13 protein-coding genes and 1 other RNA gene are annotated in these 12,305 nt (G+C 56.2%); 5 read left to right on the forward strand and 9 right to left on the reverse strand.

Annotated features, from left to right (window positions below):
- Positions 1-10: 10 nt before the first annotated feature.
- Positions 11-1,255, reverse strand: a complete 1,245-nt coding sequence (locus GQF03_RS14880) for a DUF2336 domain-containing protein (RefSeq protein ID WP_161340073.1) — start codon at positions 1,253-1,255, stop codon at positions 11-13.
- A gap of 148 nt (positions 1,256-1,403) precedes the next feature.
- Here GQF03_RS14880 and GQF03_RS14885 point away from each other — a divergent pair, with 148 nt between their 5' ends.
- Together GQF03_RS14885 and dapD are read left to right on the forward strand one after the other, a co-directional pair.
- The gene (locus GQF03_RS14885; protein ID WP_206375946.1) at positions 1,404-2,099 is read left to right on the forward strand and encodes a pyrimidine 5'-nucleotidase; all 696 of its coding nucleotides are present in this window, start codon (positions 1,404-1,406) and stop codon (positions 2,097-2,099) included.
- Positions 2,100-2,185: 86 nt separating this feature from the next.
- The gene (gene dapD, locus GQF03_RS14890; RefSeq protein WP_161340074.1) at positions 2,186-3,031 is read left to right on the forward strand and encodes a 2,3,4,5-tetrahydropyridine-2,6-dicarboxylate N-succinyltransferase; all 846 of its coding nucleotides are present in this window, start codon (positions 2,186-2,188) and stop codon (positions 3,029-3,031) included.
- Positions 3,032-3,068: 37 nt separating this feature from the next.
- On the opposite strand, the gene GQF03_RS14895 is transcribed toward dapD, so the two are convergent.
- Positions 3,069-3,950, reverse strand: coding sequence for a DMT family transporter (locus GQF03_RS14895; protein WP_161340075.1), 882 nt, complete (start codon positions 3,948-3,950; stop codon positions 3,069-3,071).
- A gap of 130 nt (positions 3,951-4,080) precedes the next feature.
- Here GQF03_RS14895 and dapE point away from each other — a divergent pair, with 130 nt between their 5' ends.
- Both dapE and GQF03_RS14905 read left to right on the forward strand, forming a co-directional pair.
- Complete coding sequence (gene dapE, locus GQF03_RS14900; protein ID WP_161340076.1) at positions 4,081-5,253, forward strand: succinyl-diaminopimelate desuccinylase; 1,173 nt, start codon at positions 4,081-4,083, stop codon at positions 5,251-5,253.
- Between the two features lie 5 nt (positions 5,254-5,258).
- Positions 5,259-5,837, forward strand: coding sequence for a hypothetical protein (locus GQF03_RS14905; protein WP_161340077.1), 579 nt, complete (start codon positions 5,259-5,261; stop codon positions 5,835-5,837).
- Here the strand turns inward: GQF03_RS14905 and truA are convergent.
- The 3 genes from truA to def are packed head-to-tail and all read right to left on the reverse strand — an operon-like array spanning position 5,834 to position 8,029.
- Positions 5,834-6,574, reverse strand: a complete 741-nt coding sequence (gene truA / locus GQF03_RS14910) for a tRNA pseudouridine(38-40) synthase TruA (RefSeq protein ID WP_161340078.1) — start codon at positions 6,572-6,574, stop codon at positions 5,834-5,836. The genes GQF03_RS14905 and truA overlap by 4 nt on opposite strands.
- A complete protein-coding gene (gene fmt / locus GQF03_RS14915; protein WP_161340831.1) occupies positions 6,574-7,488 on the reverse strand; it encodes a methionyl-tRNA formyltransferase in 915 nt (304 codons plus the stop codon). Before fmt ends, truA begins: the two co-directional genes overlap by 1 nt.
- A 19-nt stretch (positions 7,489-7,507) precedes the next feature.
- A complete protein-coding gene (gene def, locus GQF03_RS14920; RefSeq protein WP_161340079.1) occupies positions 7,508-8,029 on the reverse strand; it encodes a peptide deformylase in 522 nt (173 codons plus the stop codon).
- A gap of 111 nt (positions 8,030-8,140) precedes the next feature.
- On the opposite strand from def, the gene GQF03_RS14925 reads away from it, so the two are divergent.
- Entirely contained in the window at positions 8,141-9,271 is a 1,131-nt protein-coding gene (locus tag GQF03_RS14925) for a DNA recombination protein RmuC (RefSeq protein WP_206375942.1), read from the forward strand.
- Here the strand turns inward: GQF03_RS14925 and recR are convergent.
- From recR to ffs, 4 genes are all read right to left on the reverse strand, one after another.
- Complete coding sequence (gene recR / locus GQF03_RS14930; RefSeq protein ID WP_161340080.1) at positions 9,268-9,864, reverse strand: recombination mediator RecR; 597 nt, start codon at positions 9,862-9,864, stop codon at positions 9,268-9,270. The genes GQF03_RS14925 and recR overlap by 4 nt on opposite strands.
- A gap of 19 nt (positions 9,865-9,883) precedes the next feature.
- Positions 9,884-10,207 carry a YbaB/EbfC family nucleoid-associated protein gene (locus GQF03_RS14935; protein WP_161340081.1) on the reverse strand — a complete coding sequence of 108 codons (324 nt, stop codon included), beginning with the start codon at positions 10,205-10,207 and terminating at the stop codon, positions 9,884-9,886.
- Positions 10,204-12,039, reverse strand: coding sequence for a DNA polymerase III subunit gamma/tau (locus GQF03_RS14940; RefSeq protein ID WP_161340082.1), 1,836 nt, complete (start codon positions 12,037-12,039; stop codon positions 10,204-10,206). The genes GQF03_RS14935 and GQF03_RS14940 overlap by 4 nt, the downstream gene beginning before the upstream one ends.
- A gap of 85 nt (positions 12,040-12,124) precedes the next feature.
- An RNA gene (gene ffs, locus GQF03_RS14945) (signal recognition particle sRNA small type) lies at positions 12,125-12,220 on the reverse strand.
- Between the last annotated feature and the right edge of the window lie 85 nt (positions 12,221-12,305).

Genomic DNA, 12,305 nt, shown 5'->3' on the forward strand with positions numbered 1-12,305 from the left:
GCTGCTTTCACTATCCGTCAAAGAAGGAAAGCTGCCAGTCCATTTCCTTTTGAGTGAAGGGATATTCTATCCCGTTCCGCGCATTCACGATGTCCCCGCGGGCGACATGCGCGATTGCCGTCTGGATCTTGAAGGCGAGGCGCATTGAAAGCCCGGCTTTCCAGCATAGCGATGTAACAACCTTGCCGTTGCGGGAAGCCAACATGGATTCGATTTTTTTCTGGCCGTATTCGCTTAACAGGGAAAGTGCCGCCGCGACAAAATCCGGATCCTTCGCATCGATCGCGTCGGCAATCGCCTCTTCATCGAGTTTTCCCGCCGCGAATAGTTTCTCCGCCCGTGATTTTCCGCTCTCCTCGGGATTGGCGCTAAGTTCGGTTGTCTTATCAATGCGGCGCCGGACGATATTCTTGAGTTCCTTTTCGGTTGCCGCCGGGAGGTTATGCCGCTCAACCAGCGTTTCGACAAGCGACGAGGCAACAAACCCGGCAATCCGCCGCATCGCGCGAAGTGACAGGTTAAGCCGCATGACCAGCGGTTCATGAAGCGGCACGACATGTTCCGCCTGATCCATGATCTCGTCGAGAGTGTCTTCGCGAATTTTTGCCGAAGGATTGGCGAGCAGGGCCGAAATTGCCGGCACCTCAAGCTGCGCGACGACGGCATCGGATACCTCCTCGCCGAGATTTTTGCGGCGCGCAATCGCCGGCAGAGCGCCTGCGGCAATACCACCGGCAATTATTTCCAGAAGGTCCGCATCCGATAGCAGCGGTGAATATTCCAGGATCGGGCTGGCGACGATTTCTTCGATATCCCGGGCGAGAGACATCACAACATTTTTCGGCGCATCAAGGCTGTCCTTCAGCGCATCGGCAATGATGGTGCGGACAGCCGTCGCCTGATCCTGAGCGAGAATTTCCAGAACTTCAATTGTCTTGTCCAGAAGCAAGGCCGATTGCTCGCCCGAAAGATCCGGCAACAGTCGGCAGATCTTGCGTGCAAGCTCCATGCGCACGTCATCGCTGTCATCTTCGGCGAGGATCAGATTTGCTTTTGATGGGGTACAGGGATTGATCGCAAGTTCCTTGCGAACCGCGCCGGACGTATCGTCGGTCAGGTAATAAAGGATCTCCGGCTCGGTTTCCTCACTGGCCGCGAGTTCTGTACGCACTGCGACATCCGTGCTGAGCGCCCGTGCCTTGTGGTCCTCATAGGTCGCAGAATCACCTGCTCTTTTCCCTGCAGGATATGTCACGACTGTCGCACCTGAAAAAGTTTCGCAATGAATTTCATGGCGGTAAATTATAGGATTGTTAGCTTAATAGCCTCTTAAAATCCGGCATCAACAGATAAACTCCGATTCGGGCTTGTCGGAATTCGTTTTCGGCGGCAAAGTCAGCCCCATGATCAAGATGCCCGTGTGGAAAAACTTTGAGCATGTCGATAGCTGGATTTTCGACCTCGACAATACGCTCTATCCCTCCAAATCAAATTTGTTCGCAAAAATTGACAGGAAGATGGGCGAATTTATTTCCGATTTCCTGAATGTCGATCTCGTCGAAGCAAAGAATGTCCAGAAACAGTACTTCCGCGACCACGGGACGACCCTTAGCGGGTTGATGAAAAATCACGGTATCGATCCGACCGGTTTTCTCGACTACGTCCATGACATAGATGTTTCCGATCTGGAAGCCGCGCCTGAACTTAGTGCGGCTCTTGCCCAACTCCCCGGTAAAAAGATCATCTTTACCAATGGCTCGCATTTTCACGCGACAAATGTATCGAGCCAACTCGGCATCGATCATCATTTCGAGCATATCTTCGATATCGCCGCCGCGGAGTACAAGCCGAAGCCCCATAAGCCCGTCTATGAGAAACTGGTCAAAGAACTTGATGTCAATCCGGAAAAAGCGGTCATTTTTGAAGATATGGCGATCAATCTCGCCCCAGCGCATGAAATGGGGATGATTACTGTCTGGATCCCCAATGACGCCCATTGGTCCAACGAGGGGTCGGAGGGCGAGCATATTCATTACCGGACCGACGACCTTGCCCGCTGGCTGACCGAGCTCCTAGCCGATCGCCGCAGCATCCCCTGAAAAATACAGCCCGCGGCAGATTGACATCTGCCAGAGGCCGGGTATGTTCTCGCGATCAATGAATTAGCAGATTTCAGGGAATAAACATGACAGTAGCGCAATTGCAGCCGATCATTGACGCGGCATGGGACGACCGGAACCAAATTTCCGCCACGACGACGGGCGAAATCCGCGACGCCGTTAACGCCACACTCGAGGCACTCGATAGCGGAGCGCTGCGCGTTGCGGAGAAAGGCGAGAGCGGCTGGGTTGTCAATCAATGGGCCAAAAAGGCTGTGCTGTTGTCCTTTCGCCTGAACGACATGGAAATGATTGCGGGCGGTCCGGGGGCTAACTCCAACTGGTGGGACAAGGTCCCGAGCAAGTTTGAAGGTTGGGGTGAAAACCGCTTCCGCGACGCCGGCTTCCGCGCGGTCCCCAACTGCATTGTCCGCAAAAGCGCCTATATTGCGCCCGGCGCCGTCCTGATGCCAAGCTTCGTCAATCTCGGCGCCTATGTCGACAGCGGCACGATGGTCGATACCTGGGTAACCGTCGGGTCCTGCGCGCAAATCGGCAAGAATGTGCATCTTTCAGGAGGTGTCGGCATCGGCGGAGTTCTGGAACCGTTGCAGGCCGATCCGGTGATCATCGAAGACAACTGCTTTATCGGCGCCCGCTCTGAAGTCGTGGAAGGCGTCATCGTCGAAGAAGGGTCCGTTCTGTCGATGGGCGTTTTCATCAGTGCGTCGACCAAGATCATCAACCGCGAGACCGGCGAAGTGCATATCGGCCGCGTGCCCGCCTACTCGGTCGTCGTTCCCGGCAGCCTGCCCGGCAAGCCGCTTCCTGACGGTTCACCGGGGCCGAGCCTATATTGTGCGGTCATTGTAAAAACAGTCGATGCGCAAACACGCTCCAAAACCTCGATTAACGATCTTCTGAGGGATTAACGGACCTAAGGGCGGCGGGGATTATCTCCGCCGCGCCTCACCGGCGCCGTAAATTCTCGCGGTATACCATGTAAAGACCGCTGCCTGCGATGATCACAACGCCGATCCAGACATTAGCGGCGGGGAAATCGGCAAAAATAAAGTATCCGAGCGATACCGCCCAGAAGAGCCCGGTATATTCGAAGGGTGTGATCACCCCGACCTCTCCCAGCGCGAATGATTTGATGAGGCAGATGTTTCCGGCAAGGGATAACAACGCCATCAGGATGACGAGGCCCAGATCCACAACCGGCATTGGCGTCCAGAAGAAAACGGTGAGAAAACCGGTAATGACCGTAACGCCCAGATTGCTGTAGAAAATTATCGTATAGGTGGACTCTGTCCGGCTAAGCACACGACCGGTCAACATAACCCCGCAATAACAGAGGCTTGCGCCGAGCACCATGAACGCCTCCAGTTGCAGGAGGCCCGACGTCGGCTGCATAACCACGAGAACGCCGAGGAAACCTATGATAATCGCGCTCCAACGATGAACCCCCACCTTTTCCCCGAATAGCGGAACCGAAAGCGCCGTCATAACGAACGGCGAGATAAAGAAGATCACCGTTGCATCGGCGAGCGGCAGTTCCTTTAGCGATAGAAAGAACAGGAGCGGCGCACAAACGCCGAAAGCAACTCTAATCGTATGACGGCCGACCTGCCGCGTCTTGATGAGACCCGGCCCGCCGTGCATAAACATCCATATGACGAGAAGCGGTATGAGCACCACTCCCCTGATAGCGAGCATCTGAACGACGGGATAACTTGCCTCGACGAGAAATTTCGCCACGGCATCCATGGAACTCATAAAGAAAATACCCGCTGTCATGAAAATGATCCCGCGGATATTTCTTGAACTGAGGGCGGCGACAAACGACATGATCTTTCTTTCCTGTTTCGGCAGGCAGTCTTATATCGTGAATATGGAAACCGCAATGGAGAAGACATTTATTTGGTCCGCGCCACCTTCGCCATTGACCGGATGCCCCGGCGAACGGTAAAGGTCAATCATGAACAAATACGAACAAAATTCGGAAGTGATCTCCCTGACCCAGGCGCTCATGCGCTGTCCCAGTGTTACGCCGAAGGACGCCGGCGCGCTTGACCTCCTTCAGCAATGCCTTGAGGAAATCGGCTTCACCTGCCATCGGCTGACGTTCAGCGAGGAAGGAACGCCGGATGTGGAGAATCTGTACGCCCGCTATGGGACAGCCGCGCCAAATTTCTGCTTTGCAGGCCATACCGATGTTGTGCCGGCGGGAGATCGCGACGCCTGGAGTGTCGATCCGTTTGACGGAACCATCAAAGACGGTATGATTTTCGGTCGCGGCGCGGCGGACATGAAGGCGGCCGTCGCATCCTTCGCGATCGCCGCGAAGCGGGTTATCGAGAGATCCGACGGAAAATTTGATGGCTCCATCAGCCTTCTCATTACCGGTGACGAGGAGGGCCCGGCAATCAATGGCACGCAGAAAGTCCTCAACTGGATGCAGGAACAGGGCGAAAAAATTGATCATTGCATCGTCGGCGAACCAACCAACCCGTCCGAAATGGGCGAAATGGTAAAGATCGGGCGGCGCGGTTCATTCACTGGGCACTTGACAGTTACCGGGACGGAAGGTCATGTCGCCTATCCGCACCTTGCCGACAATCCGCTGCCCCATATGGCAGCCATGGTGACGGCGCTCGATAATCTCGTTTTCGATGAGGGAACGGAGCATTTTCAGCCAAGCAATCTTGAGTTTACCACGATAGACGTCGGCAATCGGGCCACCAATGTCATTCCGAAGTCGGCGCAAGCGACCTTTAATATCCGCTTCAACACGCATCACACGCTTGACTCACTTGATCGGACCGTACGCAACTTGCTCGACAGTGTCGCCGCCGACCGCAATTGCCGTTATGAGCTTGTCAGCCAGAAAAATTCCTCTCCCTTCCTGACCCCGGAAGGGCATTTCAGCGGACTTGTCGTCGATGCCATAGAAAAGCGCCTTGGCAGGAAACCCGTGCTTTCGACCACCGGCGGTACGTCGGACGCCCGTTTCATCAAGGACTTCTGCCCCGTTGTGGAATTCGGCCTTATCAGCCAAACCATGCATAAAATTGACGAACGGGCCAGCGTTGCCGATATCGAAGCACTTGCGGATATCTACTCGGATATTCTCGAGAGTTATTTCAGATAACCTGGATGATAACCCTCAAGGAAATTTCGGGTTATTTTTTCGGCGCTTATCTCCTCGCACGGCGCGATCCGCGGGCCCTTGGCTATTTTGATATTTCGGCGGAAGGTTTCTATCGCTCCTTCTTCGCGATGCTGCTGGCGGTCCCGTTTTTCGCTATTGAAAATGCCGTCGATTACAAAACCTTGCCGACAGGGACATCGATCGTCCCCTTTCTGCTGCTGCTGTGTCTTGCGCTCTGGTCGAGTTGGGGCGCCTATTTGCTGGTAATGGCAATTCTCGCCAAATATATCGGCTTTCCGGACCGCTATAGCGTCTTTGTTATCGTCTATAACTGGGCTCAGTTCGCAATTATTCTCGTCTGGCTACCGGTCTCAATTATCATCAGCGGAATTTTCCCCGTCGCTTTCGCAAGCGCCGTCAATCTCATCTTTATCGGCGCAACCTATGTCTATCTTTGGTATATTCTGAAGGTCACGCTGAAGGTAACGACTACGCAGGCCGTGGGCTTTGCCTTCCTTGAATTTCTGGTAGTCGTTCTTGTGCAGGCTGTCTTTTCCGGCTGGCTTTTTACCGCACCGGTCTAGTCATAATCAACCTGCGTCAGATAAAGCCCGTAAGGCGGCGCATTCGGCCCGGCGCGTTGGCGATCCTTCGCATCCAGCGCCGCTTTTAGATCACCCTTCGTCCATTGCCCGGTCCCGACGAGGGCGAGACTGCCGACCATCGAGCGAACCTGATTATGCAAAAAGGAAATGGCGGACGCGCGGACTTGTATCTCTTCTCCGTCTCGTGAAACCATCAGCTTTTCAAGCGTCCTTACCGGTGAGTTTGCCTGGCAGGCGGCCGCGCGAAAGCTGGTGAAATCATGCCGCCCTATGAGAATCCTTGCGGCCTCATTCATGGCATCCGCATCCAGCTCCCGTTTGACAATCCAGGCAAGACCCGCATCTACCGTCAACGGTGCCCGGCGATTGATGATCCGGTAGAGATAATGCCGTTTGGTCGCACTAAACCGGGCGCTGAAGTCCGCATCCACCTCCTCGCATGCCAGGATTGCAATTGGTGCCGGTTTCAAATGCTGATTGAGCGCGTTCATCACGACTTGCGGCTTTCGGTTCGAGGCTAGCTCAAAGCTCGCGACCTGCCCAAACGCATGAACCCCGGCATCTGTCCGGCCCGCGCCCTGAATGCGTATCTCTTCGCCGCAAAATTCGAAAATGGCTTCTTCAATATGCTGCTGGACCGAAGGGCCGTTCTTCTGGCGTTGCCAACCGACAAGCTCTCGCCCATCATACTCGATCGTTATCCGGTAACAGGGCATCAGCCCAGCACCTCGCCTTTTTTGACGGGACGGCCATTGAGAAAGGCGACCGCACTCATCGCGCCCTTCCCAGCTGGCTGAAGGGTCAGGAGTTGCAACGCCCCCTCGCCGCAAGCCACGGTCAGTTGATCATCCAGGACCTCACCGGGCTGCCCGTCACCGTCAACCGGCGCCGCCGCCAGCAACTTGATCCGCTGCCCCTGATACTCGAAATAGGCGCCGGGCGCCGGGTTCAACGCCCGAATATGCCGATCCAGATCGACAGCGCTTCGCGTCCAGTCGATCGCCGCTTCGGACTTCGATATTTTTTCGGCGTATATAACGCCATCCGTCGCCTGCGGCAGCGCCACCAGAGCAGGATCGCCAAGCCGGGAGAGGGTCTTCAGCAGGATTTCCGCGCCGGCCTTCGCCAATGCGTCATGAAGCGATCCGGCCGTTGTATCCGCCATGATAGGCAGCCGCGCTTCGCACAAAACGGGACCCGTATCCAGCCCCGCCTCCATCTGCATCACAGCGATGCCCGTCTCCTTGTCTCCGGCTATGATGGCTCGCTGGATCGGCGCCGCGCCGCGCCATCGCGGCAATAACGATGCATGAAGGTTGAGGCAGCCGTGCTTTGGCGCCTCTAGTACCGGCCCCGGAAGTATGAGTCCATAGGCGACGACAACAGCCACGTCGAGTTGCAAGTCGGCGAATTCCTTCTGAACTTCGAGAGATTTAAGCGAAACGGGGGTGCGGACAGGCACGCCTTCCGCCTCGGCAAGTTGGTGTACGGCAGAAGGCAACAGCTTCTTGCCCCGGCCCGCCGGTCGCGGTGGCTGGGAATAAACACAGACCACCTCATGCGGAGAATCCAACAGCGCTTTCAGGATATGGGCAGAAAACGCCGGCGTTCCCATAAAGGCAAGTCGCAATCCCGCCATACCGGCCCTTTCAGCTCGCCAGTTTTTTCTGTTTGAGCAATTTGCGGAGAATCATATTGCGCTTGAGCGCGGACAAATGATCAAGAAACAGAATACCGTCGAGATGATCCATCTCATGCTGGATACAGGTGGAGAGCAACCCTTCGGCGCGAAGGGTCTGCCGCTCTCCTTCGACGTCGAGATACGTCACTTCAACTTCGGCCGGCCGCACAACGTCCGCGTAGTGATCGGGGACGGAGAGGCAGCCTTCTTCATAGGTCGCATCATGGTCGGACACCCAGACAATCTCGGGATTAATCAGCGCCAGAGGCTGCGGCTCCTCGTCGTCGCGGCCCTTGCCTACGACATCGATGACCAACAAGCGCTTTGGAACGCCAACCTGTATGGCGGCGAGACCGATACCCGGCGCGGCATACATGGTCTCGAACATGTCCTCGACCAGCGTGCGGATTTTATCGTCCACATCCTCGACCGGTTTCGAGATGGTTTTCAAAAGCGGGTCCGGCGCTGTATAAATGGGCAAAAGGGCCATGGTGTTCCGTTGTTGTTCACGTTACGATATACAGATGAGTAGGTATTATGCCTGTTCGCGTTCGTCAAGACTATTGACCAGCGACGAACGGCGTTACGGAGAGTGTTTTTAATGGAAATCGCCTTAATTGCGATCATTGCTTTTCTGACGGTTATTACACTGGTTCTCTTCTTCAAGATGTCGAAGGCGGAGAAGCTGGCGAAAAGCGCCTCTGCCAACAGTGAAAATCTGACCCGTCTCACGGAAAGCCTTCTCAATCAGCACGCACAGTTGGAAGGACAGCTCAAACAGATTTCCACAGACAGCGCCGCAAGCCGTCAGGAGATCAACCAGACCTTGAGCGAGCGGCTGGACACGGTCTCGAAACGCCTTGGCGACAGCCTCAGCCAGTCGGCGGAGAAAACCGGGCAAAGCCTTACAGAGTTGCAAGCGCGCCTTGCGGTGATCGACAAAGCACAGAGCAACCTGACGGAGCTTTCCAACCAAGTCGTCGGGCTGCAGGATATTCTCGCCAACAAGCAGGCGCGAGGCGCATTCGGGGAAATCCAGCTCAATGATCTCGTGAAATCCGCGTTGCCGCCATCAGCCTATGAATTTCAGGTCACACTCGGCAACGGGCGGCGCGCCGACTGCCTGATAAAACTTCCCAATCCTCCCGGGTCCATCGTTGTCGATGCGAAATTTCCGCTTGAGAGCTATCACCTGCTAAGACAGGCCGAAACGGATGGCGACCGGATGCAGGCGACACGCGCGTTCACCGGCGCCATGCAGAAACATATCGCAGATATCAGCGAGAAATACATCCTGGAGGGCGAAACCGCGGAATCGGCACTTCTCTTCCTTCCCTCCGAAGCCGTCTATGCGGAGCTTCATGCCAATTTTCCGGCCATACTGGAACGATCCTACAAGGCGCGGGTCTGGATTGTCTCGCCGACCACGCTGATGGCGACGCTAAACACCGTGCGGGCAGTCCTGAAAGACAGTCAGATGCGGGCGCAAGCCGGGGTCATACAAAAGGAAGTCGGCATCTTGTTGAAGGATGTTGAACGGCTCGATGCGAGGGTCGACAGTCTCGGAAAGCATTTCCTGCAGGCGAGCAAGGATGTCGAGCTGATTGAAACATCAAGCCGGAAAATCAGCAGCCGCGCTGAAAAGATCGAGGAGTTGCAGTTGGGCGAGGAAGATGGCAGCCTGCTGTCAAGCCCGCCGGATATGCCGCAAAAGGTAAACCAGGAGAGCTAACCCATGGACCGGCGGGATTTAAGCGCCGCCGACAGCGTTCCGTCGTCGAGATAGTCTAGTTCTCCGCCAACGGGCACCCCATGAGCAAGCCGGGTAATCTGCACACCCAGTTCTGACAGCCGATCGGAGAGATAATGAGCGGTCGTCTGACCGTCGACGGTCGCGTTCAGCGCGAGGATTACCTCGGTGACGCCTCCCTCGCCGACACGCTGGACCAACGGTTCGACATTGAGTTCATCCGGCCCGATTCCGTCGAGTGCGGACAGCGTCCCGCCCAGCACATGATAAGTTCCGCGAAAGGCTTCCGATCTCTCCAGCGCCCACAGGTCGGAGACATCCTCAACGACGCAGAGAAGACTCTTGTCCCGCCTGTCATCACGGCAAATGCCGCAGGGATCCATGACATCCAGATTGCCACAGGTACCGCAGACTTTGACATTTTCCGCCGCCGCCTGCATGGCGGAGGCCAGCGGCGAGAGCAGACTTTCCCGGCGGCTGATCAGATAGAGAGTGGCACGCCGTGCCGATCGCGAGCCCAGTCCCGGCAGTTTCGAGAGAAGCTGTATCAGATGATCAATTTCGGACTGGCTCATATAAACTGAAACCGCCTCGTCAGAAGGGCAGCTGCATGCCCGGCGGCAATTCCAGCCCGCCGGTCATTTCCTTAATTTTTTCGGCCGAATAGGCCTCTACTTTGGTCCGGGCGTCAGCATGGGCGGCGACGATCAGATCCTCCATAACTTCCTTGTCTTCCGGATCCACAAGTGAAGAATCGACATCGAGTTTTCGCATCTCGCCCTTGCAATTGAGGGTCACCTTGACCATTCCGGCCCCGGATTGCCCCGTCACTTCGTGATGCTCCAATGCGGCCTGCATTTCGGCCATCTTGTTTTGCATCTCTTTGGCCTGTTTCATCAGGCTGCCAAGGTTCTTCATTCGAATGTCTCTCCATCGTCGATTTCGTCTTCACCGGATATGTCATCGGGAAGCATAATGTCAAGTGAGGGCCCAAGATGCCGGACTTCACGAATTGATGCGGCGGGAAAATGCGACTTGATATTCTGGACAACCGGATGGCTTTCCAGCGCGGCAATTTCCGCCGCCTTGTCGCTCTGGCGCTTTTCCGCAACAGTTGCGGTTCCTTCCGTATCAGCAGTGAGGCGCACCTCCCACATTTCGCCCGTAAGATCCCGTAGTCGTCGACCAAGCCTGCTTGCGAGATCCGCCGAAGCGCCTGCCGCCGGGCTGAACTCGATGAGACCTTGCCTGAAAGTTACCGGGCGGACAAAATTGAGAACCTCTCCCTTCAGCTTGATGTCCTGACGGTCGGTAAGCAGGTTGACGACATCTTCCATCGACTGAAGCGGCGCTTTTTCGACTGTTGGTTCGCTTTGGACCGGCTCGGCTTCGGGGAGACTGTCGTTCCTGGCAACCAGCGACAAATGCGCGCGCGGCTCCGTCTCCGGTTGCGGCGCCGGCGAGGGAGACAGTGCCATTGCTGCACCCCCTGAACGCGCCGTCGGCATTGCCGTCCCGACGCGAGGTCCTGCGGCGGTCCCGCCACCATTCGCCGCAGGAGACGCTGCAGCGGTTTCCTTAGGGCCCTCGGCAAGCTGGCGCGCCAACTCTCCCGGCGTTGGAAGTTCACTGACATAGGCGAGGCGCACGAGCACCATCTCCGCGGCGGCAAGCGGCATGGGCGCATGGCTCACTTCCTCCAGACCCTTCAGCAGCATCTGCCAACTGCGTGCAAGGACGGGCATCGTCAGATTCGCCGCCATTTCTTCGCCGCGCTTTACCTCCCCGCCCGCCATCGCGATATTATTGGCGGCCTCCGGCGTGACCTTGAGCGATGTCAGCCAATGCGTGAGTTCGAGAAGATCCTGAATGACGACCACCGGATCGGCACCGCTGTCATACTGCCCGCGAAAGAGCGCTAGCGCCGCCTTTATATTCCCCTCCATTACGAGGCTGAGCAGATCGAGAATACGCGTTCGGTCGGCAAGGCCGAGCATGTCGCGTACCTGTAGCGCCGTTACCTTGCCATCACCATGGGCAATTGCCTGATCGAGCAGGGAAAGACCGTCCCGGACCGATCCCTCCGCCGCACGGGCAATGAGGGCAAGGGCGTCCGTCTCTATCTCCGCCTGCTCCTTTTCGGCAATGGTGGCGAAATAAGCGGCGAGCGTATCTCCGTCGACACGTTTTAAGTCAAACCGCTGACAACGGGAGAGAACGGTGACCGGGATTTTACGGATTTCCGTCGTTGCGAAGATGAATTTCACATGCTCCGGCGGCTCTTCCAGCGTTTTCAGTAGCGCATTGAAGGCATTCTTCGAGAGCATGTGCACTTCGTCGATTATGTAGATCTTGAAGCGTGCCGCGACAGGAAGATAGCGGACACCGTCGATCAACTCGCGTATGTCATCGACGCCTGTCCGGCTTGCCGCGTCCATTTCCAGGACATCCTGATGGCGATCTTCGGCAATCGCGACGCAATTTGGACAAACGCCACAGGGCGAGATCGTCGGTCCGCCCGTGCCATCCGCGCCCGTGCAATTAAGGCCACGGGCAATGATGCGGGCCGTCGTCGTCTTGCCGATTCCCCGCGTTCCGGTCAATATGAAGGCATGCGCAAGACGCCCCGTTTCCAGCGCGTTGGAAAGGGTGCGCACCATGGCTTCATGACCGATCAACTCGTCAAATGTCGAGGGACGGTATTTCCGGGCCAGAACACGGTAGGGGCTGTTGACCTGATCGCTTGTCATGGCGCGATCATAGCAGAGTTCGTCTTGAAAAGACCAGCCAAAGGCGACGAATTTACCAATCTTATTTGCGGGATTTCATTGGGAAAAAGAAGACTGGCAACAACCCGCGCCGAAACTCGTTACGGCTGCTTCCTTCCGGACCTGACCGGATTGGCGAGAGGCACGCCCATCGCCAGCCTTCCACCGCCTATATCATGCAACTGCGGTCCGGAAGCAAGCCTTTTTCATGATTTTTTTGCTCATTCTATGGAACAATCATTCAAAAA

The organism is Sneathiella chungangensis, from assembly GCF_009882935.1.
GTDB classification, from domain to species: Bacteria; Pseudomonadota; Alphaproteobacteria; order Sneathiellales; family Sneathiellaceae; genus Sneathiella; species Sneathiella chungangensis.

Excerpts from the sequence above, each read along its gene's own strand:
- GQF03_RS14885 (WP_206375946.1), top strand. The coding sequence starts at position 1,404 with ATGATCAAGATGCCCGTGTGGAAAAACTTTGAGCATGTCGATAGCTGG.
- dapD (WP_161340074.1), top strand. The coding sequence starts at position 2,186 with ATGACAGTAGCGCAATTGCAGCCGATCATTGACGCGGCATGGGACGAC.
- GQF03_RS14895 (WP_161340075.1), bottom strand. The coding sequence starts at position 3,950 with ATGTCGTTTGTCGCCGCCCTCAGTTCAAGAAATATCCGCGGGATCATT.
- dapE (WP_161340076.1), top strand. The coding sequence starts at position 4,081 with ATGAACAAATACGAACAAAATTCGGAAGTGATCTCCCTGACCCAGGCG.
- GQF03_RS14905 (WP_161340077.1), top strand. The coding sequence starts at position 5,259 with ATGATAACCCTCAAGGAAATTTCGGGTTATTTTTTCGGCGCTTATCTC.
- truA (WP_161340078.1), bottom strand. The coding sequence starts at position 6,574 with ATGCCCTGTTACCGGATAACGATCGAGTATGATGGGCGAGAGCTTGTC.
- def (WP_161340079.1), bottom strand. The coding sequence starts at position 8,029 with ATGGCCCTTTTGCCCATTTATACAGCGCCGGACCCGCTTTTGAAAACC.
- GQF03_RS14925 (WP_206375942.1), top strand. The coding sequence starts at position 8,141 with ATGGAAATCGCCTTAATTGCGATCATTGCTTTTCTGACGGTTATTACA.
- recR (WP_161340080.1), bottom strand. The coding sequence starts at position 9,864 with ATGAGCCAGTCCGAAATTGATCATCTGATACAGCTTCTCTCGAAACTG.
- GQF03_RS14935 (WP_161340081.1), bottom strand. The coding sequence starts at position 10,207 with ATGAAGAACCTTGGCAGCCTGATGAAACAGGCCAAAGAGATGCAAAAC.
- GQF03_RS14940 (WP_161340082.1), bottom strand. The coding sequence starts at position 12,039 with ATGACAAGCGATCAGGTCAACAGCCCCTACCGTGTTCTGGCCCGGAAA.